Here is a 19,644-nt window from a genome sequence, read left to right as displayed (position 1 = left end):
CGATTTTAACGAAAAGACTCGTCCTTACAGCGGTTTATGGCTAATTTCCTTTGACAGGCGCGGGGGCGTCCCTATAATGGCGCGCTTATGTTGAATGGGCCGATTCCACCTCATATCGATCCGCGCAAGTTGGTCGACCGCGGCGCCACCCTCGAGGGTGTGTACGCGCTCGCCGATATGCCGCGTGTATGCGAGCAACTGACCAGCGATGCCGGTGAGGTGCGCGTGAAGGTTTCCTTCGAGCGCGACCACCAGAAGCTGGCGGTCATGCATATGCAGCTCGATACCGAGGTGAGCATGGTATGCCAACGCTGCCTGGATGCGGCGGCCATTCCCGTGCATGGCGAATATACCTACGCCATTCTTCGGGAAGGTCAGTCCGCCGACGGTCTGCCGAAGGGGTACGATGCGCTGGAAGTGGGGGAGGAACCCCTGGACCTGCTGGCGCTGGTCGAGGACGAGCTGTTGCTCGCCTTACCCATCGTTCCGGCCCATGACCCCGAAGTATGTCAGCACCCGGCTGGATTCGTCGTCGAAGACGAGCCGGAGTCGAGCGAAGTCGAGGACAAGCGTCCTAATCCGTTCAGCGTACTGGCACAGTTGAAGCGTGACCCAAACGTTTAGGAGTTAATCAATCATGGCTGTTCAGCAGAACAAAAAGTCTCGTTCCGCTCGTGACATGCGTCGTTCCCACGATGCGCTCGAGTCCAATGCTCTGTCCGTGGAAAAGAGCACAGGTGAAGTCCACCTGCGCCACCACGTATCCCCGGACGGCTTCTATCGCGGCCGTAAGGTAGTAGACAAGGGCTCCGACGAGTAATCCTTGTCCGCACCAATCATCGCGATTGATGCAATGGGTGGGGACTTCGGTCCCCACTGCGTTGTTCCGGCCTCTATTGCCTTCCTGGCCGAGAATTCCTCTTCGCAACTGATCCTCGTCGGTCAGCCTGCCCTCCTCGAAGAACTCCTTTCCCGCTATCCGTCGCTCGACCGGCAGCGCCTGCGCGTGCATGCGGCCAGCGAAGTGATAGGTTCAGACGAACGTCCCTCCCAGGCCTTGCGTGGCAAGCCGGACGCCTCCATGCGCGTGGCGCTGGAGCTGGTCCGCGACGGCCGGGCGCACGCGTGCGTCAGCGCCGGCAATACCGGGGCGTTGATGGCGCTGTCGCGGCACCTGCTGAAGACCCTGCCCGGTATCGACCGCCCTGCGATGGTGACGGCGGTTCCGACCGAGAAGGGGCATTGTCATCTGCTCGACCTCGGCGCCAACGTGGATTGCAGTGCCGAGCATCTCTACCAGTTCGCGGTGATGGGCGCGGTGGCGGCAGAGGCCTTGGGCTGCGTCTCGCCCCGGGTCGCCCTGCTCAACGTGGGGACCGAGGAGATCAAGGGCAACCAGCAGGTCAAGCTGGCGGCGAGCCTGTTGCAGAAGGCGCAGGGGTTGAATTTCAGCGGATATATAGAGGGCGATGGCCTGTATCGCGGCGAGGCCGACGTGGTGGTCTGCGACGGTTTCGTCGGCAACATCCTGCTGAAGGCCAGCGAAGGCCTGGCTGCCATGGTGTCGGCGCGGATCGAACAGCGCTTCCGCGATGGACTGGCGGCGAAGCTGGTCGGTGCGCTGGCGTTGCCGCTGCTGCGCCGGCTGCGCGGCGATATCGCTCCGGCACGCTATAACGGCGCCAGTTTCCTCGGATTGCAGGGGATAGTGGTGAAAAGCCATGGGTCTGCCGCCGAGGAGGGTTTCCAGAGCGCCTTGCGTCGCGCGGCACTGGAAGTCCGGGAAAACCTGCCGCAACGATTGCATGGCCGTCTCGAGCATCTGCTGCTCTAATGTGTGACCGGGCGGTCCAGGCAGCCATCCAACACTCAGTTTCCTGCGCCAGTCGCGGCTGGCGCGTTATCTCTGACGAGCAAAAGACCACAAGGGACCTATTCAATGTCTGCATCCCTCGCATTCGTCTTCCCCGGCCAGGGTTCGCAATCCCTCGGCATGCTGGCCGAGCTGGGCGCCCAGCAGGCGCTGGTGCGCGATACCTTCGCCGAGGCCTCCGAGGCGCTCGGTTACGACCTTTGGGCGCTGGTCCAGAATGGACCTGAAGAGCGCCTGAACCAGACCGACAAGACCCAGCCGGCCATCCTCACGGTTTCGATCGCGCTCTGGCGCCTCTGGCTGGCCGAGGGCGGCGCGCGCCCGGCGTTCGTCGCCGGGCACAGCTTGGGCGAATATTCCGCGCTGGTCGCGGCCGAAAGCCTGGCGTTCGCCGATGCGGTCAAGCTGGTCGAGCGTAGGGGCCAACTGATGCAGCAGGCGGTTCCGGCGGGGCAGGGCGGCATGGCCGCGATCCTAGGCCTGGAAGACGCCGATGTATTGGCGGCCTGTGCCGAGGCGGCCCAGGGCGAGGTGGTCAGCGCGGTCAACTTCAACGCGCCGGGGCAGGTAGTGATCGCCGGTGCCGCGGCTGCCGTGGAGCGTGCCATCGAGGCGTGCAAGGCGCGCGGCGCCAAGCGCGCGGTGGCGCTGCCGGTCAGCGTGCCGTCGCATTGCGAACTGATGCGTCCGGCCGCCGAGCAGTTCGCCGCCTCGGTCGAAAGCTTGCAGTGGCAGGCGCCGAAGATTGCGCTGGTGCAGAACGTCAGCGCCGCCGTGCCGGCTGATCTCGATACGCTGCGCCGCGACCTGCTGGCACAGCTGTACAGCCCGGTTCGCTGGGTGGAGAGCATCCAGCTGCTGGCGGAAAAGGGCGTCACCGAGCTGGTCGAGTGCGGGCCGGGCAAGGTCCTGGCAGGCCTCAACAGGCGCTGTGCGAAGGGCATCAATACCCATGGCCTGGATGGTGTCGAGGCGTTCGCCGCCACGCGCGCCGCCCTGGCCTGAGAGAGAGAAAGGAGAGAATCCCATGAGTCTGCAAGGTAAGGTCGCATTGGTAACCGGCGCCAGCCGTGGCATCGGCCAGGCGATTGCGCTGGAACTGGGGCGCCTGGGTGCCGTGGTCATCGGCACCGCGACCAGCGCGTCCGGCGCCGAGAAGATCGCCGAAACCCTCAAGGCCAATGGCGTCGAGGGTGCGGGCCTGGTCCTGGACGTTTCCAGCGACGAATCCGTAGCCGCGACCCTGGAGCACATCCAGCAGCATCTCGGCCAACCGCTGATCGTGGTCAATAACGCCGGCATCACCCGCGATAATCTGCTGGTGCGCATGAAAGACGACGAGTGGTTCGATGTGGTCAACACCAACCTGAACAGTCTCTACCGTCTGTCGAAAGCCGTTCTGCGCGGTATGACCAAGGCCCGCTGGGGGCGCATCATCAACATCGGTTCCGTGGTCGGCGCCATGGGCAATGCCGGGCAAACCAACTATGCCGCGGCGAAGGCCGGCCTGGAAGGCTTCACCCGTGCGCTGGCCCGGGAAGTCGGTTCGCGTGCCATTACCGTGAATGCGGTGGCGCCGGGCTTCATCGACACCGACATGACCCGCGAGCTGCCGGAAGCCCAGCGCGAAGCGCTGCTGGGCCAGATTCCGCTGGGTCGCCTGGGGCAGGCGGAAGAGATCGCCAAGGTGGTCGGCTTCCTCGCTTCGGACGGCGCAGCCTATGTGACCGGGGCCACCGTGCCGGTCAATGGTGGGATGTACATGAGCTGAATGTGACGTTACCTTTCTCGGGTCTGTCATAAGCGCTGTCTAGAATTCGTTGCGGAATTGCAGCCGGGTTATTAGATAGAATTATCGAAGTGGCCGTGGGAAGGTGAGGCGTTCAGCTTGAAAAGCAGAAAACCCTTTCTATACACTTACCCGCAGCCCAGCTGCTCGGATTTTCCATAGGAGTGAAAACAAGGTATGAGCACCATCGAAGAACGCGTTAAGAAGATCGTCGCTGAACAACTCGGCGTGAAGGAAGAAGAAGTCACCAACAGCGCTTCCTTCGTCGAAGACCTGGGCGCCGACTCCCTTGACACCGTCGAGCTGGTGATGGCTCTGGAAGAGGAATTCGAGACCGAAATCCCTGACGAGAAAGCTGAAAAGATCACCACCGTTCAGGAAGCCATCGACTACATCGTTGCTCACCAGCAATAAGTAGTCGTCGGATTTTCCGACGTGGAAAAGCCGCACAGCCTGTAAGGGCGTGCGGCTTTTCTTTAGCGCCTTACCTACTCTGGTAGTCTGTCGGCGCAACCCCGTGAAATGAGAAAGAGGAAGTCGTAGTGTCGCGTAGACGCGTCGTCATTACTGGCATGGGCATGCTGTCGCCGCTGGGCCTGGATGTCCCGAGCAGTTGGGAAGGTATTCTCGCCGGTCGCAGCGGGATCGCCCCGATCGAGCATATGGACCTGTCCGCCTATTCCACCCGCTTCGGTGGTTCGGTCAAGGGTTTCAATGTCGAGGAATACCTGTCCGCCAAGGAAGCCCGCAAGCTCGACCTGTTCATCCAGTACGGTCTCGCCGCCAGCTTCCAGGCCGTTCGCGATTCCGGCCTGGAGGTCACCGACGCCAATCGTGAGCGTATCGGCGTATCCATGGGTTCCGGTATCGGCGGCCTGACCAATATCGAGAACAACTGCCGATCCCTGTTCGAGCAGGGGCCGCGGCGCATCTCGCCGTTCTTCGTGCCCGGTTCGATCATCAACATGGTTTCCGGCTTCCTGTCGATCCACCTGGGTCTGCAGGGGCCCAACTACGCCCTCACCACCGCCTGCACCACCGGTACCCACAGCATCGGCATGGCTGCTCGCAACATCGCCTATGGCGAGGCCGACGTGATGGTCGCCGGCGGTTCCGAAATGGCTGCCTGCGGTCTCGGCCTGGGCGGTTTCGGCGCGGCTCGCGCGCTCTCCACTCGCAACGACGAGCCGACCCGTGCCAGCCGTCCGTGGGACCGGGATCGCGACGGCTTCGTCCTGTCCGACGGTTCCGGCGCCCTGGTGCTCGAAGAACTGGAGCACGCCCGTGCCCGCGGCGCGCGGATCTATGCCGAGCTGGTTGGCTTCGGCATGAGCGGCGACGCCTTCCACATGACCGCGCCGCCGGAAGATGGCGCCGGTGCCGCCCGCTGCATGAAGAACGCGCTGCGCGATGCCGGCCTGGATCCTCGTCAGGTCGATTACATCAACGCCCATGGCACCTCCACCCCGGCCGGCGACATCGCCGAGATCGCCGCGGTGAAGAGCGTGTTCGGCGAGCATGCCCATGCGCTGTCGATGAGTTCGACCAAGTCGATGACCGGCCACCTGTTGGGTGCCGCCGGTGCGGTGGAGGCGATCTTCAGCGTGCTGGCCCTGCGCGACCAGGTCGCCCCGCCGACCATCAACCTGGACAACCCGGACGAAGGTTGCGACCTCGACCTGGTGGCCCACGAAGCCAAGCCGCGCAAGATCGACGTGGCCCTGTCGAACTCGTTCGGTTTCGGCGGGACCAACGGCACCCTGGTGTTCCGCAGGTTCGCCGACTGATGCTGGACTGGGTCGACGGCCGGCCCGCCGCCGAGCTGTCCGTGCGCGATCGCGGACTGGCCTATGGCGACGGGCTGTTCGAGACCCTGGCGGTGCGCGCCGGCACGCCGCGTCTCCTGGAGCGCCACCTGGCGCGCCTGGAAGAGGGGTGTCGACGCCTCGCGATCCCTCTCGACGCCGCAGCGTTGCGCCAGGAGTTGCTGGCGTTCTGCGCGGCGCTGGGCGACGGTGTCGCCAAGCTGATCGTCACCCGCGGCGAGGGTTTGCGTGGCTACGCGCCGCCTGCCGAGGCCTCGCCGCGGCGAATCCTCTCCGGATCGCCGCGTCCGGCCTATCCCGAGCGCCACTGGCAGCAAGGCGTGCGCCTGTTCGCCTGCCGTACGCGCCTGGCCGAGCAGCCCCTGCTGGCCGGCCTCAAGCACCTCAATCGCCTGGAGCAGGTCCTCGCCCGTGCCGAGTGGGGCGACGCCGGGCATGCCGAAGGGCTCATGCTGGACGTGCACGAGCGGGTGGTGGAGGGGGTGTTCAGCAACCTGCTGCTGGTTCTCGACGGCACCCTCGTGGCGCCTGACCTGCGGCGCTGCGGCGTCGCGGGAGTGATGCGCGCGGAATTGCTCGAGCGCGCCGAAGGAATCGGCGTCCCGCTGGCGATACGGGATGTTTCCATGGCTGAACTGGCGACGGCCGACGAGGTCTTTCTGTGCAACAGCCAGTTCGGCATCTGGCCGGTCCGGGCATTGGACGAGCACGTCTGGCCGGTCGGCGAGCTGACCCGTAAACTGCAAGACCAACTTCGCGACGACCTGGATTTCTGACTTTGATGCGCAAACTGCTGGTGCTGCTGGAGAGTGGCCTGTTGTTCGTTGGCCTCTGCGTCGGCCTGGCTGCATGGCAGCAGCAGCGGGCGCTGGAGCAGCCCCTGCAATTGACCGAGGAGCGCCTGCTGGACGTTTCCTCGGGCTCCACGCCGGGCGGCATGCTCGCGCGTCTGGAGCAGGAAGAGGTGCTCCATGGCGCGTTCTGGCTGCGCCTCTACTGGCGTTTCAACCTGCCGGGCCAGGCCCTGCACAGCGGTGAATACCGCCTCTTGCCGGGGATGACGGGCGCCGACCTGCTGGAACTCTGGCGTGAAGGCGAGGTGGTGCAGTACAGCCTGACCCTGGTCGAGGGCTGGAGTTTCCGCCAGGTGCGCGAAGCGCTCGCCAGGCAGGGCAAGCTGGAGCAGACCCTGGCCGGCCTGAGCGACGGCGAGATCATGCAACGCCTCGGCAAGCCCGACGAAGTGGCCGAAGGGCGCTTCTTCCCCGATACCTACCGCTACACCCGTGGCATGCGCGACATCGACATACTGCGCAAGGCCTACCAGCGGATGCAGAACATCCTCGCCAAGGAATGGGATGGCCGCAGCCAGGACCTGCCTTATCGCGACGCCTACCAGGCGCTGATCATGGCCTCGTTGGTGGAAAAGGAAACCGGCGTGCCGGAAGAGCGTTCGCAGATCGCCGGCGTCTTCGTCCGCCGCCTGCAGCGCGGCATGCTGTTGCAGACCGATCCGACGGTGATCTATGGCATGGGCGAGCGCTACAACGGCAAGATCACCCGCGCCGACCTGCGCGAACCGACCCCTTACAATACCTATGTGGTGCCGGGCATGCCGCCGACCCCGATCGCCCTGGCCGGGCGCGAGGCTATTCGCGCCGCGCTGCATCCGGCCGAGGGCGAGACCCTGTATTTCGTGGCGCGCGGCGATGGCAGCCACGTGTTCTCCAGCAGCCTGGACGAACACAACAAGGCGGTCCGCGAGTATCAGTTGAAGCGTCGCTCGGACTATCGCTCCAGCCCCGCGCCCATCACCCCGCCGCCACAATGAGCGGCGCAGTCAAGATAAGGAGTGCCGTGTGACCGGCCTGTTCGTCACCCTGGAGGGCCCGGAAGGGGCCGGCAAGAGCACCAACCGCGACTACCTGGCCGAGCGTCTGCGCGAGCGCGGCATCGAGGTGCAGTTGACCCGCGAGCCTGGCGGCACGCCTCTCGCCGAGCGCATCCGTGAGCTGCTGCTGGCGCCCGGCGACGAGCCGATGGCCGCCGATACCGAGCTGTTGCTGATGTTCGCCGCGCGGGCCCAGCATATCGCCGGGGTCATCCGTCCGGCACTGGCGCGCGGGGCCGTGGTGCTCTGCGATCGCTTCACCGATGCCACCTATGCCTACCAGGGCGGCGGGCGCGGCTTGCCGGAGGTGCGCATCGCCGCGCTGGAAAGCTTCGTCCAGGGCGACCTGCGGCCCGACCTCACGCTGGTCTTCGACCTGCCGGTGGAAATCGGCCTGGCGCGGGCGGCGGCGCGTGGCCGGCTCGACCGTTTCGAGCAGGAGGACCGACGCTTCTTCGAGGCCGTGCGTCAGACCTACCTGCAGCGCGCCGCGCAGGCCCCGGAGCGTTACCAGGTGCTCGACGCCGGGTTGCCGCTGACCGAGGTGCAGGCTGGCCTGGATCGGCTGCTGCCGAATCTGCTGGAGCGTCTGAATGGCTGATATCTATCCCTGGCAGCAGGCGCTCTGGAGCCAACTGGGCGGCCGCGCCCAGCACGCCCACGCCTATCTGCTCTACGGTCCCGTCGGGATCGGCAAGCGCGCCCTGGCCGAGCATTGGGCCGCCCAGCTGCTCTGCCAGCGGCCCGCCGCCGCTGGCGCATGCGGCGAGTGCAAGGCCTGCCAGTTGCTGGCCGCCGGTACCCATCCGGACTACTTCGTGCTGGAGCCGGAGGAAGCGGAGAAACCGATCCGGGTCGACCAGGTCCGCGACCTGGTTGGCTTCGTGGTGCAGACCGCGCAACTGGGCGGGCGCAAGGTCGTGTTGCTCGAGCCCGCCGAGGCGATGAACGTGAATGCCGCCAACGCCCTGTTGAAAAGCCTCGAAGAGCCCTCGGGCGATACCGTGCTGCTGCTGATCAGCCACCAGCCCAGCCGCCTGTTGCCGACCATCAAGAGCCGCTGCGTGCAGCAGGCCTGCCCTTTGCCGGGTGCGGCGGCGAGTCTGGAATGGCTGGCGCGGGCCCTGCCCGACGAGCCGGCCGAGGCCCTGGAGGAACTGTTGGCGCTTTCCGGCGGCTCGCCGCTCACCGCCCAGCGCCTGCACGGCCAGGGTGTGCGCGAGCAGCGCGCGCAGGTGGTCGAGGGGGTGAAGAAGCTGCTCAAGCAGCAGATCGCCGCCAGCCCACTGGCCGAAAGCTGGAACAGCGTGCCGCTGCCATTGCTGTTCGACTGGTTCTGCGACTGGACGCTGGGCATCCTGCGCTACCAGTTGACCCGCGACGAGGAGGGGCTGGGGCTGGCCGACATGCGCAAGGTGATCCAGTACCTGGGCGACAAGTCCGGGCAGGCCAAGGTGCTGGCCATGCAGGACTGGCTGCTGCAACAGCGGCAGAAAGTGTTGAACAAGGCCAACCTCAACCGTGTCCTGCTTCTCGAAGCCCTGCTGGTGCAGTGGGCAAGCCTGCCCGGGCCGGGCTAGAATCCCGCTGATATTCGACTGGCAGGAACCTGCATGAGTTTGCCACCCAATCTGGGGCCGCGTAACGGCATCCTGTCCTTGACCATCAAGGACAAGTCCGTGCTTTACGCCGCCTACATGCCGTTCATCAGGAACGGCGGGCTGTTCATTCCCACCAACAAGAACTACAAGCTTGGCGACGAGGTCTTCATGCTGCTCAACCTGATGGAAGAGCCGGAGAAGATCCCGGTGGCCGGCAAGGTCGTCTGGATCACCCCGAAGGGCGCTCAGGGCAACCGTGCGGCGGGCATCGGCGTGCAGTTCAACGACGGTGACAACACCGCCCGCAACAAGATCGAAACCTACCTGGCCGGGGCGCTGAAGTCGGACCGGCCGACCCACACGATGTAACGCTAGACAGGATCATGCTGGTCGATTCCCACTGCCACCTCGATCGCCTCGACCTGGCCGCCCATGGCGGCTCGCTCGATGCGGCGCTGGATGCCGCGCGAGCGCGTGGCGTCGGTCAATTCCTCTGCATCGGCGTCAGCGCCGACAATGCCCAGGCGGTGAAGGCCCTGGCCGAGCGCTATGCCGACGTGCACTGTTCGGTCGGCGTGCACCCGCTGGACCTGGAGCCCGGAAGCGCGCCAGCGCTGGACTGGCTGCTAGGCGAACTGGCGCATCCGCGGGTGGTGGCGATCGGCGAGACCGGCCTCGACTACCACTACGAACCGGAAGCCGCCGAGTTGCAGCAGGAGGCGTTTCGCCTGCACCTGGAAGCCGCGCGGATCACCGCCAAGCCAGTGATCGTGCACACCCGCGAGGCGCGCGCCGATACGCTGGCGCTGCTGCGCGAGGCGGCGTTGCCGCAGGCCGGCGTGCTGCATTGCTTCACCGAGGACTGGGAGATGGCGCGATCGGCGCTGGACCTGGGCTTCTACATTTCCCTGTCCGGCATCGTCACCTTCCGCAATGCCGATGCCCTGCGCGAGGTGGCTCGCCAGGTACCGGCCGACCGCCTGCTGGTGGAGACCGACTCGCCCTACCTGGCGCCGATTCCCCATCGCGGCAAGCCGAACCTGCCGGAATACGTGCGCGATGTCGCCGAATTCCTCGCGACGTTGCGTGGCGTCAGCCTGGAAACCCTGGCGGAGCAGACTACCGCCAATTTCCATCGGCTGTTTCCGTTGGCCCGCTAGGCCGACAAACGGATAAAAAAAACCCGGGTTCTGGGGGATGAATCCGGGTCAAGACCATTAGGAGTGGAACAAAGGTACGCATTCCTCGGTACCTTCACTGGCTGGGTACTTGGGGGGAGATACCGCGCGCCAGTACCTTTCAGTATTGGTCATGTTCGTGGGGCGTCCAGACAGGGCTGGCGGTTTTTTAAACAGATTTGGAATACCCTCGCCGTCCTTGAGCACCTAGGTGCCTGCGACCTGGCGCAAGATCGCCAGGGTGTCGTCGATCACCGTCGAACTCGTGTAGAAGTGCGGGGAAAAACGGATACCTCCGCCACGCTGGGCGCAAATGACCCGCTCCTGGCGAAGCGTTTCGAAGAGTGTCCGGCTGTCCTGGCCGTCCAGGCTGAAGGTCAGGATGCCCGCGCGTCGGCTCGGGTTCCGCGGGCTGTGCAGGCGTACCCCGGGAATTCCCGACAGACCGTCCTGTAGCCACTGGACGCGCTCGGCGATGTCTCTGCCGACCCGCTCCATGCCGACCTCCTCCAACAGCCCCAGGCTGGCCTCCAGGGCCATCGCGCCGAGCATGTTCGGGCTGCCGCATTCGAAGCGCCGGGCGCTGCGCGCCGGCCGCCAGTCGCGACGCTCGTAATCGAGGGCATGTTCCAGCATGTGCCAGCCATATTCGTGCAGCGCCAGGCGCTCGCGCTGCTCGGGATGGCAATAGAAGACGCCCAGCCCTTCGGGGCCGAGCATCCACTTGTGCCCATCGGCCATGGCGAAGGCACAATCGTAGGCCTGTACGTCGAAGGGCAGGGCGCCGAGCTGCTGGATCGCGTCGATGCAGAACAGCACGCCGCGGCGGCGACATCCCGTGCCGATGCGCTCCAGGTCAAGGCGCAGGCCGCTGGCGTACTGCACCGCGCTGATCGACAGCAGGCGGGTGCGTGGGCCGCAGGCGGCGAGCAGGGCGCCCTCGGGGTCGTCGCCGGCGAGACCGACCTCGACCACTTCGACGCCGCGCGGGCGCAAGGCTTCCCAGACCACTCTATTGGAGGGGAACTCCTCGTTGCCGATGACGACCTGGTCGCCCTCTCGCCAATCCAGGCCGAAGGCTACGAAGGAAAGCGCCTCGGAGGTGTTCTTGACCAGTGCGAGGTCGCTGCCGGCGCGCGCATTGAGCAGTCGGGCAAGGCGTTCGCGCAGGCGATGTTCTATCTTCAGCCATTCCGGATAGTCGCTGGCGCCGTGGGCGACGTTCTCCCGGGCGAAGGCGCTCACCGCGTCGGCGGCGCGTCTAGGCCAGGGTGCGACCGCTGCGTGGTTGAGGTAGCGCAGACCGTTGGTCTGGTCGAATTCGTCCTGGTAACAATTCATCGTCGGATGTTCCGTGCATTTTCGTGCTGAATAGGCATAATACGCGGCTTCGATTTTTGACTCATTTTGACCTGACAGTCTTTTTATGCAGAAAGAGCCTCGCAAAGTTCGTGAATTTCGTCGCCGTGAACAGGAGATTCTCGATACCGCCCTCAAGCTGTTCCTCGAACAGGGGGAAGACAGCGTAACGGTCGAGATGATCGCGGATGCCGTCGGCATCGGCAAAGGCACGATCTACAAGCACTTCAAGTCCAAGGCGGAGATCTACCTGCGCCTGATGCTGGACTACGAGCGCGATCTCGCCGCCCTGTTCCATTCCGAAGACGTAGCCCGCGACAAGGAAGCCCTGTCGCGCGCCTACTTCGAGTTCCGCATGCGCGATCCGCAGCGCTACCGCCTGTTCGACCGCCTGGAAGAGAAGGTGGTGAAGACCAGCCAGGTGCCGGAGATGGTCGAGGAACTGCACAAGATCCGCGCCTCCAACTTCGAACGCCTGACCCAGCTGATCAAGGAGCGTATCGCCGACGGCAAGCTGGAGAACGTTCCGCCGTACTTCCATTATTGCGCTGCCTGGGCGTTGGTGCATGGCGCCGTGGCGCTGTACCACTCGCCGTTCTGGCGCGAGGTGCTGGAAGACCAGGAAGGTTTCTTCCACTTCCTGATGGATATCGGCGTGCGCATGGGCAACAAGCGCAAGCGCGAAGGCGACGCTCCCAGCGCCTGATGCCTGTGGTGCCGGGACGCAGTCACTGCGCCCCGCGCACTCTTTGCCGGCAGGGATATACTCGTCGCCCATCGATCCGCCGGCGGGACGTCGGCTGCCCATTTCCGGCGAATCCGCCGGCGGCACCGGCCCGCTGGCGGCTCCACGTTCGTTCAGGAGTTCTCCGATGAGTGTCCGTGAATTCCCCATCCACTACATCGAACCGGTGTTCCGGCCCCCGAGCGAGGCGCATTCGCTGATCCTCCCGGTGACCAATGGCTGTTCCTGGAACAAATGCGGCTTTTGCGAGATGTATACCCAGCCGCAAAAGAAATTTCGCGCCCGCGACGAGAACGAGGTACTGGAGGAGATCCGCCGCTGCGGCGAGCGCCTGATCGTCAAGCGGGTGTTTCTCGCCGATGGCGACGCCCTGGTATTGCCGACCCGCCGGCTGCTCGCGGTGCTGCAGGCGATTCGCGAGCACTTGCCGGAGGTGGAGCGGGTATCCAGCTACTGCCTGCCGCGCAACCTGCGCAGGAAGTCGGTCGACGAGTTGCGCGAACTGGCCGACGCCGGGCTGCGAATGGCCTATGTCGGCGCCGAGTCCGGCGACGACGAAGTGCTGGCACGGGTCAACAAGGGCGAGACCTATTCCTCTACCCTGGATGCGCTGGAAAAGCTTGGCGAGGCGGGGATCAGTCGTTCGGTGATGATCCTCAACGGTCTGGGCGGAATGACCCTGAGCGCGCAGCACGCGGACAACTCCGCGCGCCTGATGAACGCCGCCCAGCCGGAGTACCTGTCGACCCTGGTGGTGAGTTTCCCTACCGGCGAGCAGCGTTTCCGTGCTGGCTTCGCCGATTTCGAGGCGCTGGATCGGCGTGCCCTGTTCGTCGAGGTCGAACGCCTGTTGCAGGGATTGGAGCTCGAAGACACGGTATTTCGCAGCGACCACGCTTCCAACTATCTGGTGCTCAAGGGCGAGCTGGGTGCCGACAAGGCGCGCCTGCTGGCCGAGGTCCGCCAGGCCATCGAGCAGCCGCAGCACGCTGCCCTGCGCCAGGAGTGGCAGCGTGGCCTGTGATGGCGCGGAAGCTGCATCGGCTCGTCATTCGCCGGTTTTCCGACGCCGGCAGGGGAGATGACCGATGTTGCACCTGTTCCGTATCGCCCTGGCGATGCTCCTCCTGGGCAGCCTGTCCGCCTGCATGAAGCCCAGCGACCTGGCCGACGGCGCCGACTACTACCTGCGCGACGCCGGGGTGCTCGATCACAGCGCCAGCCAGCGCAGCAACAACCGGCGGATCCAGGCCGACTCCTTCATCTACATCGGCCAGGGCCCGTTCGTGCCGCCGGGCTACCGGTACGCGCGGCCGAACGTGGTGGCCGAGCAGGCCTTCGAAGGTTTCGTCGAGTATTTCCCGCTGGTGCGCCGCGCCAAGGCGCCGCTCGGCCTGGACGACGCGATGCGCGAGGCGCGTGCCGCCGGCGCCCACTACCTGCTGTACTGCCGTTTCGCCCGGGGCGACAACAGGATCGGCAACTGGGAGGAGTGGGAAGACGAAGAGGAACTCGGCCGGGTCGGGCGCGATCGCAGTGTCATCCAGGTCATGCTGATCGAGACCAGCACCCGTTTCCTAGTGGACAGCGCGACCATTCGCAGCCGCGGCGGTTTCCTGACGTTCTACGACGCCACCCCGGAAGACCTGCTGCGTCCGCCGCTGGAGCAATACGCCCAGGAATTGCTGGGCCTGAACAGTCGAGGAACAGGCTATGAGTGATACCGGCAAGGCCAACGACCTGCTGGCGCAGATCCCCAGGGGCGAAAAGAAGGGCCTGCCGCCCGTGCACCTGTGGAATCCGCCGTTCTGCGGCGACATCGACATGCGCATCGCCCGCGACGGTACCTGGTTCTACCTGGGCACGCCGATCGGACGCAAGCCGATGGTGAAGCTGTTCTCCAGCATCATTCGCCGCGACGGCGACGACTATTTCCTGGTGACTCCGGTGGAAAAGGTCGGTATCCGCGTCGACGATGCGCCCTTCGTCGCGGTGACCCTGCAGGTGCAGGGCGAGGGCGGGGCGCAGGTACTGCGCTTCGCCACCAACGTCGAGGACGAGGTCGAGGCGGACGCCGGGCATCCGCTGCGCGTCGAGATCGACCCCCGCACCCAGGAACCCACGCCCTACCTGCGGGTGCGCGACAACCTCGAGGCGCTGGTGCATCGCAACGTGTTCTACCAGCTGGTCGAGCTGGCGGTGCCGCGCCGGATCGACGGCATCGAATGGCTCGGCGTCTGGAGCCACGGCGAGTTCTTTCCCATCGGCCCGCAGCCGGACTGACAGGCGCAGCATGAAAAAAGGCTCCCGAGGGAGCCTTTTTCGTTTGCCTTACATGTTGGGGTAGTTCGGCCCGCCGGTACCTTCCGGCGCCACCCAGGTGATGTTCTGCGCCGGGTCCTTGATGTCGCAGGTCTTGCAGTGCACGCAGTTCTGCGCGTTGATCTGGAAGCGCTTGCTGCCGTCGTCGTTGGCCACCACTTCGTACACGCCTGCCGGGCAGTAGCGCTGGGCCGGCTCGTCGTAGAGCGGCAGGTTCTTCTCGATCGGAATGCTCGCATCGGCCAGCTTGAGGTGGATCGGCTGGTCTTCCTCGTGGTTGGTATTGGAGAGGAACACCGAGGACAGCTTGTCGAAGCTGAGCTTGCCGTCCGGCTTCGGGTAGTCGATCTTCGGCGCTTCGCTGGCCTTTTTCAGGCAGGCGTAGTCCGGCTTGTCGTCATGCAGGGTGACGGGGATCTTGCCGCCGAAGATGTTCTGGTCGATGAAGTTGAACGCGCCGCCGCCGATAGCGCCGAACTTGTGGATGGCCGCGCCGAAGTTGCGGCTGCGGAACAGTTCGTCGTACAACCAGCTGGCCTTGAACGCATCGACGTAGTTGGACAGCTCGTCGCCGCCTTCGCGGCCGGCGGCCAGGGCCTCGGCGATCGCGTCGGCGGCGAGCATGCCGGACTTCATCGCGGTGTGGCTGCCCTTGATCTTGGCGAAGTTCAGGGTGCCGAGGTCGCAACCGATCAGCGCGCCGCCGGGGAAGACCATCTTCGGCAGCGAATTCAGGCCGCCCTTGCAGATGGCCCGGGCGCCGTAGGCCACGCGCTTGCCGCCTTCCAGGTACTGCTTGACCACCGGGTGGTGCTTGTAGCGCTGGAACTCGTCGAACGGCGACAGGTGCGGGTTGCTGTAGGACAGGTCGATGATCAGGCCGACGAACACCTGGTTGTTCTCCAGGTGGTAGAGGAACGAGCCGCCGGTATTTTCGTCGTTCAGCGGCCAGCCGGCGGTATGGACCACCAGGCCGGGCTTGTGCTTGGACGGGTCGATGTCCCAGATTTCCTTGATGCCGATACCGTAGTGCTGGGCATCGGCCTTGCTGTCCAGGTTGTATTTCTTGATCAGTTGCTTGCCGATGTGCCCGCGGCAGCCTTCGGCGAACAGGGTGTACTTGGCCCGCAGCTCCATGCCGGGGGTGTAGTAGCCTTCTTTCGGGTTGCCTTCGCGGTCGACGCCGAGGTCGCCGGTGACGATGCCGCGGACCACGCCGTTCTCGTCGATCAGCGCTTCCTGGGCGGCGAAGCCCGGGTAGATCTCCACGCCCAGTCCTTCGGCCTGCTGGGCCAGCCAGCGGCAGAGGTTGCCCAGGGAGATGATATAGTTGCCCTCGTTGTGCATGGTCTTGGGCACGAAGAAGTTGGGCACCTTGGTAGCGCTCTCGGCGCTCTTCAAGACGTAGATGTCGTCGCCGGTCACCGGAGTATTGAGCGGCGCGCCGAGTTCCTTCCAGTCGGGGAACAGCTCGTTCAGCGCGCGCGGCTCGAACACCGCGCCGGAGAGGATGTGGGCGCCCACTTCGGAACCCTTCTCGACCACGCAGACGCTGATCTCTTGACCGGCTTCGGCGGCCTTCTGCTTCAGTCGGCATGCGGCGGACAGACCGGCGGGGCCGGCGCCGACGATGACGACGTCGAATTCCATGTATTCGCGTTCCACTATCGATCTCCTACTCAAGGCTCACGGTATCTGTTTATTGGTGGCTGAGATCTTTCCCTGATCAGAGCGGGCGCATTATATATAGCTGCATGGGCAGGTCCAATACAAACGTTTGTTTGAATTCTTTGGAAGCCTGATAGAATCGGCATTCGAGGGGGGGAAACCACCCTTTTGCCGTATTGACCGAAAAGGGTGATCCGGTCAAGATACGGGCGGTTTTGCGGTCGCTGTCTAGCAGAGTGTCGGTTTCCGGCCGGCGAGCATCACCGGCCAGGCCTGTCTGGCGACATCCTTATTCACCGGAGAATAACGAGGAATCCATGAAGGTTCTTGTAGCAGTCAAACGAGTGGTCGACTACAACGTCAAGGTCCGCGTCAAGGCGGACAACTCCGGCGTCGACCTCGCCAACGTCAAGATGTCCATGAACCCCTTCTGCGAAATCGCCGTGGAAGAAGCCGTACGCCTGAAAGAGAAGGGCGTGGCTACCGAGATCGTCGCTGTCTCCGTCGGCCCGACCGCCGCCCAGGAGCAACTGCGCACCGCGCTGGCGCTGGGCGCTGACCGTGCGATCCTGGTGGAGAGCAACGACGAGCTGAACTCCCTGGCCGTGGCCAAGCTGCTCAAGGCCGTGGTCGACAAGGAGCAGCCGCAGCTGGTGATCCTCGGCAAGCAGGCCATCGACAGCGACAACAACCAGACCGGCCAGATGCTCGCCGCGCTGACCGGCTACGCCCAGGGCACCTTCGCCTCCAAGGTCGAGGTCGCTGGCGACAAGGTCAACGTGACCCGCGAGATCGATGGCGGTCTGCAGACCGTCGCGCTGAACCTGCCGGCCATCGTCACCACCGACCTGCGCCTGAACGAGCCGCGCTACGCGTCGCTGCCGAACATCATGAAAGCCAAGAAGAAGCCGCTGGACGTGGTGACCCCGGACGCCCTGGGCGTTTCCACCGCTTCCACCGTGAAGACCCTGAAGGTCGAGGCGCCGGCTGCGCGCTCCGCTGGCATCAAGGTCAAGTCCGTGGCTGAACTGGTAGAGAAACTGAAGAACGAGGCGAAGGTAATCTAATGGCTATCCTGGTTATCGCTGAGCACAACAACGCGGCCCTGGCGGCTGCCACCCTGAACACTGTTGCCGCTGCCAAGGCCATTGGCGGCGACATCCACGTGCTGGTCGCCGGACAGAACGTTGCCGCCGTGGCCGAAGCCGCCGCCAAGGTCGAGGGCGTCTCCAAGGTGCTGGTCGCCGACAACGCCGCCTACGCCCATCAACTGCCGGAAAACGTCGCACCGCTGATCGCCGAGCTGGGCAAGAACTACAGCCACGTGCTGGCCCCGGCTACCACCAACGGCAAGAACTTCCTGCCGCGCGTCGCCGCGCTGCTGGACGTCGACCAGATCTCCGAGATCGTCGAAGTGGTCAGCCCCGACACCTTCAAGCGTCCGATCTACGCCGGTAACGCCATCGCTACCGTGCAGTCCTCGGCTGCGGTCAAGGTGATCACCGTGCGTACCACCGGCTTCGACGCCGTCGCCGCCGAAGGCGGTTCGGCTGCCGTCGAGCAGGTTTCCGGCCCGGCCGATGCCGGCAAGTCCGCCTTCGTCGGCGAAGAGCTGGCCAAGTCCGACCGTCCGGAACTGACCGCTGCCAAGATCGTGGTCTCCGGCGGCCGCGGCATGCAGAACGGCGACAACTTCAAGATCCTCTACGCCCTGGCCGACAAGCTGGGTGCCGCAGTCGGCGCTTCCCGCGCCGCGGTCGACGCCGGTTTCGTGCCGAACGACATGCAGGTCGGCCAGACCGGCAAGATCGTCGCCCCGCAGCTGTACATCGCGGTGGGCATCTCCGGCGCCATCCAGCACCTGGCGGGCATGAAGGACTCGAAGGTGATCGTCGCGATCAACAAGGACGAAGAGGCGCCGATCTTCCAGGTCGCCGACTACGGCCTGGTCGCCGACCTGTTCGACGCCGTACCGGAGCTGGAAAAGGCCGTCTGAGCCCGATTCCAAGCCGACAAGACCCGCTCCCCGGAGCGGGTTTTTTTATGTCCGGGCTGCGACGCGTGACCCTTTGGTCACGATTCCTGCCTTCGGTCCGCCCAAGCGGAGGTGTCTCATTTACAATGCGCGACGTCTCTAGCTCCTGAATGTGCTTTTCCGGCATCTAGCAACCGAGGTTTTCATGATCATCAAACCGCGCGTGCGTGGCTTCATCTGCGTCACTACCCATCCGGCAGGCTGCGAGGCCAACGTCAAGCAACAGATCGACTACGTCGAGGCCAAGGGCCCCGTCGTCAACGGACCGAAGAAGGTCCTGGTCATCGGTTCCTCCACCGGCTATGGCCTGGCTGCCCGCATCACCGCCGCGTTCGGTTCCGGCGCCGATACCCTCGGGGTGTTCTTCGAGCGTCCGGGCAGCGAGAGCAAGCCGGGCACCGCCGGCTGGTACAACTCGGCGGCCTTCGAGAAGTTCGCCCACGAGAAAGGCCTGTATGCCCGCAGCATCAATGGCGACGCTTTCTCCGACGAGGTGAAGCGGCTGACCATCGAGACCATCAAGCGCGATCTCGGCAAGGTCGACCTGGTGGTCTACAGCCTGGCCGCGCCGCGCCGTACCCATCCGAAGAGCGGCGAAGTGTTCTCCTCGACCCTCAAGCCGATCGGCAAGTCGGTCAGCTTCCGTGGCCTGGACACCGACAAGGAAGTGATCAAGGACGTCGTCCTGGAGGCGGCCAGCGATCAGGAGGTCGCCGATACCGTTGCGGTGATGGGCGGCGAGGACTGGCAGATGTGGATCGATGCGCTGCTGGAGGCCGACGTGCTGGCCGACGGCGCGAAGACCACCGCGTTCACCTACCTGGGCGAGAAGATCACCCACGACATCTACTGGAACGGTTCCATCGGCGCGGCCAAGAAGGATCTCGACCAGAAGGTCCTCGGTATCCGCGACAAGCTCGCCCCTCTGGGCGGCGATGCGCGCGTGTCGGTGCTCAAGGCGGTGGTGACCCAGGCCAGCTCGGCGATCCCGATGATGCCGCTGTACCTGTCGCTGCTGTTCAAGGTGATGAAGGAGCAGGGCACCCACGAAGGTTGCATCGAGCAGGTCGACGGCCTGTACCGGGAGAGCCTGTACGGCGCCGAGCCGCGCCTCGACGAGGAAGGCCGCCTGCGTGCCGACTACAAGGAACTGCAGCCGGAAGTGCAGTCCCGTGTCGAGGAGCTGTGGGACAAGGTAACCAACGAGAACCTTTACGAGTTGACCGACTTCGCTGGCTACAAGAGCGAGTTCCTCAACCTGTTCGGTTTCGAGGTCGCTGGGGTCGACTACGAGCAGGACGTCAACCCGGACGTGCAGATCGCCAACCTGATCCAGGCCTGAGGCCTGGATCCGAGC

General features: G+C 64.8%; 22 protein-coding genes. 20 read left to right on the top strand and 2 right to left on the bottom strand.

Annotated elements, in window-relative coordinates:
- The first annotated feature begins 87 nt into the window (after positions 1 to 87).
- The 13 genes from HMPREF2581_RS27090 (at position 88) to HMPREF2581_RS27030 (ending at position 10,140) form a co-directional block, all read left to right on the top strand.
- Positions 88 to 624 carry a YceD family protein gene (locus tag HMPREF2581_RS27090; RefSeq protein WP_003091144.1) on the top strand — a complete coding sequence of 179 codons (537 nt, stop codon included), beginning with the start codon at positions 88 to 90 and terminating at the stop codon, positions 622 to 624.
- 13 nt (positions 625 to 637) lie between these two features.
- Positions 638 to 820: a 50S ribosomal protein L32 gene (gene rpmF / locus HMPREF2581_RS27085; RefSeq protein WP_003091143.1), complete on the top strand. Its 183-nt coding sequence runs from the start codon at positions 638 to 640 to the stop codon at positions 818 to 820.
- 3 nt (positions 821 to 823) lie between these two features.
- Positions 824 to 1,834: a phosphate acyltransferase PlsX gene (plsX, locus tag HMPREF2581_RS27080; RefSeq protein ID WP_071533934.1), complete on the top strand. Its 1,011-nt coding sequence runs from the start codon at positions 824 to 826 to the stop codon at positions 1,832 to 1,834.
- Positions 1,835 to 1,939: 105 nt separating this feature from the next.
- Entirely contained in the window at positions 1,940 to 2,878 is a 939-nt protein-coding gene (gene fabD / locus HMPREF2581_RS27075; RefSeq protein ID WP_003091139.1) for an ACP S-malonyltransferase, read from the top strand.
- Positions 2,879 to 2,900: 22 nt separating this feature from the next.
- Positions 2,901 to 3,644 (top strand): 3-oxoacyl-ACP reductase FabG, encoded by a 744-nt coding sequence (gene fabG, locus HMPREF2581_RS27070; protein WP_003091137.1) that lies wholly within the window; start codon positions 2,901 to 2,903, stop codon positions 3,642 to 3,644.
- A 195-nt stretch (positions 3,645 to 3,839) separates the two neighbouring features.
- Complete coding sequence (gene acpP, locus HMPREF2581_RS27065) at positions 3,840 to 4,076, top strand: acyl carrier protein (RefSeq protein WP_003091135.1); 237 nt, start codon at positions 3,840 to 3,842, stop codon at positions 4,074 to 4,076.
- Positions 4,077 to 4,204: 128 nt separating this feature from the next.
- A complete protein-coding gene (fabF, locus tag HMPREF2581_RS27060; protein WP_003104132.1) occupies positions 4,205 to 5,449 on the top strand; it encodes a beta-ketoacyl-ACP synthase II in 1,245 nt (414 codons plus the stop codon).
- Positions 5,449 to 6,264, top strand: coding sequence for an aminodeoxychorismate lyase (gene pabC, locus HMPREF2581_RS27055; protein ID WP_003091129.1), 816 nt, complete (start codon positions 5,449 to 5,451; stop codon positions 6,262 to 6,264). The genes fabF and pabC overlap by 1 nt, the downstream gene beginning before the upstream one ends.
- Positions 6,265 to 6,269: 5 nt before the next feature.
- Positions 6,270 to 7,319 (top strand): endolytic transglycosylase MltG, encoded by a 1,050-nt coding sequence (gene mltG / locus HMPREF2581_RS27050; protein ID WP_003091127.1) that lies wholly within the window; start codon positions 6,270 to 6,272, stop codon positions 7,317 to 7,319.
- 28 nt (positions 7,320 to 7,347) lie between these two features.
- On the top strand, positions 7,348 to 7,980 hold the full coding sequence (gene tmk / locus HMPREF2581_RS27045; protein ID WP_003138599.1) for a dTMP kinase: 633 nt from the start codon (positions 7,348 to 7,350) through the stop codon (positions 7,978 to 7,980).
- The gene (locus HMPREF2581_RS27040; RefSeq protein WP_003138609.1) at positions 7,973 to 8,959 is read left to right on the top strand and encodes a DNA polymerase III subunit delta'; all 987 of its coding nucleotides are present in this window, start codon (positions 7,973 to 7,975) and stop codon (positions 8,957 to 8,959) included. Before tmk ends, HMPREF2581_RS27040 begins: the two co-directional genes overlap by 8 nt.
- Before the next feature lie 33 nt (positions 8,960 to 8,992).
- Complete coding sequence (locus HMPREF2581_RS27035) at positions 8,993 to 9,349, top strand: PilZ domain-containing protein (protein WP_003091119.1); 357 nt, start codon at positions 8,993 to 8,995, stop codon at positions 9,347 to 9,349.
- 14 nt (positions 9,350 to 9,363) lie between these two features.
- Positions 9,364 to 10,140, top strand: a complete 777-nt coding sequence (locus HMPREF2581_RS27030; RefSeq protein WP_003091117.1) for a TatD family hydrolase — start codon at positions 9,364 to 9,366, stop codon at positions 10,138 to 10,140.
- Between the two features lie 225 nt (positions 10,141 to 10,365).
- Here the strand turns inward: HMPREF2581_RS27030 and HMPREF2581_RS27025 are convergent, their stop codons facing one another.
- Positions 10,366 to 11,499: an aminotransferase class V-fold PLP-dependent enzyme gene (locus tag HMPREF2581_RS27025; protein ID WP_003138612.1), complete on the bottom strand. Its 1,134-nt coding sequence runs from the start codon at positions 11,497 to 11,499 to the stop codon at positions 10,366 to 10,368.
- An 85-nt stretch (positions 11,500 to 11,584) separates the two neighbouring features.
- Between HMPREF2581_RS27025 and HMPREF2581_RS27020 the strand changes: the two genes are divergently transcribed.
- From HMPREF2581_RS27020 to HMPREF2581_RS27005, 4 genes are all read left to right on the top strand, one after another.
- Positions 11,585 to 12,223: a TetR/AcrR family transcriptional regulator gene (locus HMPREF2581_RS27020; protein WP_003091114.1), complete on the top strand. Its 639-nt coding sequence runs from the start codon at positions 11,585 to 11,587 to the stop codon at positions 12,221 to 12,223.
- Between the two features lie 166 nt (positions 12,224 to 12,389).
- Entirely contained in the window at positions 12,390 to 13,286 is an 897-nt protein-coding gene (locus HMPREF2581_RS27015; RefSeq protein WP_003091113.1) for a radical SAM protein, read from the top strand.
- A 64-nt stretch (positions 13,287 to 13,350) separates the two neighbouring features.
- Positions 13,351 to 13,983, top strand: a complete 633-nt coding sequence (locus tag HMPREF2581_RS27010; protein ID WP_003091112.1) for a DUF4823 domain-containing protein — start codon at positions 13,351 to 13,353, stop codon at positions 13,981 to 13,983.
- Positions 13,976 to 14,545, top strand: a complete 570-nt coding sequence (locus HMPREF2581_RS27005; RefSeq protein ID WP_003138614.1) for a DUF1285 domain-containing protein — start codon at positions 13,976 to 13,978, stop codon at positions 14,543 to 14,545. The genes HMPREF2581_RS27010 and HMPREF2581_RS27005 overlap by 8 nt, the downstream gene beginning before the upstream one ends.
- A gap of 48 nt (positions 14,546 to 14,593) precedes the next feature.
- On the opposite strand, the gene HMPREF2581_RS27000 is transcribed toward HMPREF2581_RS27005, so the two are convergent.
- Entirely contained in the window at positions 14,594 to 16,249 is a 1,656-nt protein-coding gene (locus HMPREF2581_RS27000; protein ID WP_003138616.1) for an electron transfer flavoprotein-ubiquinone oxidoreductase, read from the bottom strand.
- Positions 16,250 to 16,569: 320 nt separating this feature from the next.
- Between HMPREF2581_RS27000 and HMPREF2581_RS26995 the strand changes: the two genes are divergently transcribed.
- The 3 genes from HMPREF2581_RS26995 to fabV all read left to right on the top strand — a co-directional run bounded on the left by HMPREF2581_RS26995 (position 16,570) and on the right by fabV (position 19,629).
- Complete coding sequence (locus tag HMPREF2581_RS26995; RefSeq protein ID WP_003091107.1) at positions 16,570 to 17,319, top strand: electron transfer flavoprotein subunit beta/FixA family protein; 750 nt, start codon at positions 16,570 to 16,572, stop codon at positions 17,317 to 17,319.
- A complete protein-coding gene (locus HMPREF2581_RS26990) occupies positions 17,319 to 18,248 on the top strand; it encodes an electron transfer flavoprotein subunit alpha/FixB family protein (RefSeq protein WP_003091099.1) in 930 nt (309 codons plus the stop codon). Before HMPREF2581_RS26995 ends, HMPREF2581_RS26990 begins: the two co-directional genes overlap by 1 nt.
- A gap of 184 nt (positions 18,249 to 18,432) precedes the next feature.
- Positions 18,433 to 19,629 carry an enoyl-ACP reductase FabV gene (fabV, locus tag HMPREF2581_RS26985; RefSeq protein ID WP_003102929.1) on the top strand — a complete coding sequence of 399 codons (1,197 nt, stop codon included), beginning with the start codon at positions 18,433 to 18,435 and terminating at the stop codon, positions 19,627 to 19,629.
- The last annotated feature ends 15 nt before the right edge of the window (positions 19,630 to 19,644 follow it).

The sequence above is a fragment of the Pseudomonas sp. HMSC057H01 genome (assembly GCF_001836405.1).
GTDB classification, from domain to species: Bacteria; Pseudomonadota; Gammaproteobacteria; order Pseudomonadales; family Pseudomonadaceae; genus Pseudomonas; species Pseudomonas aeruginosa.
Note: the sequence above shows the minus strand (reverse complement) of the source record. Positions and strands in the feature narration are given on the sequence as shown.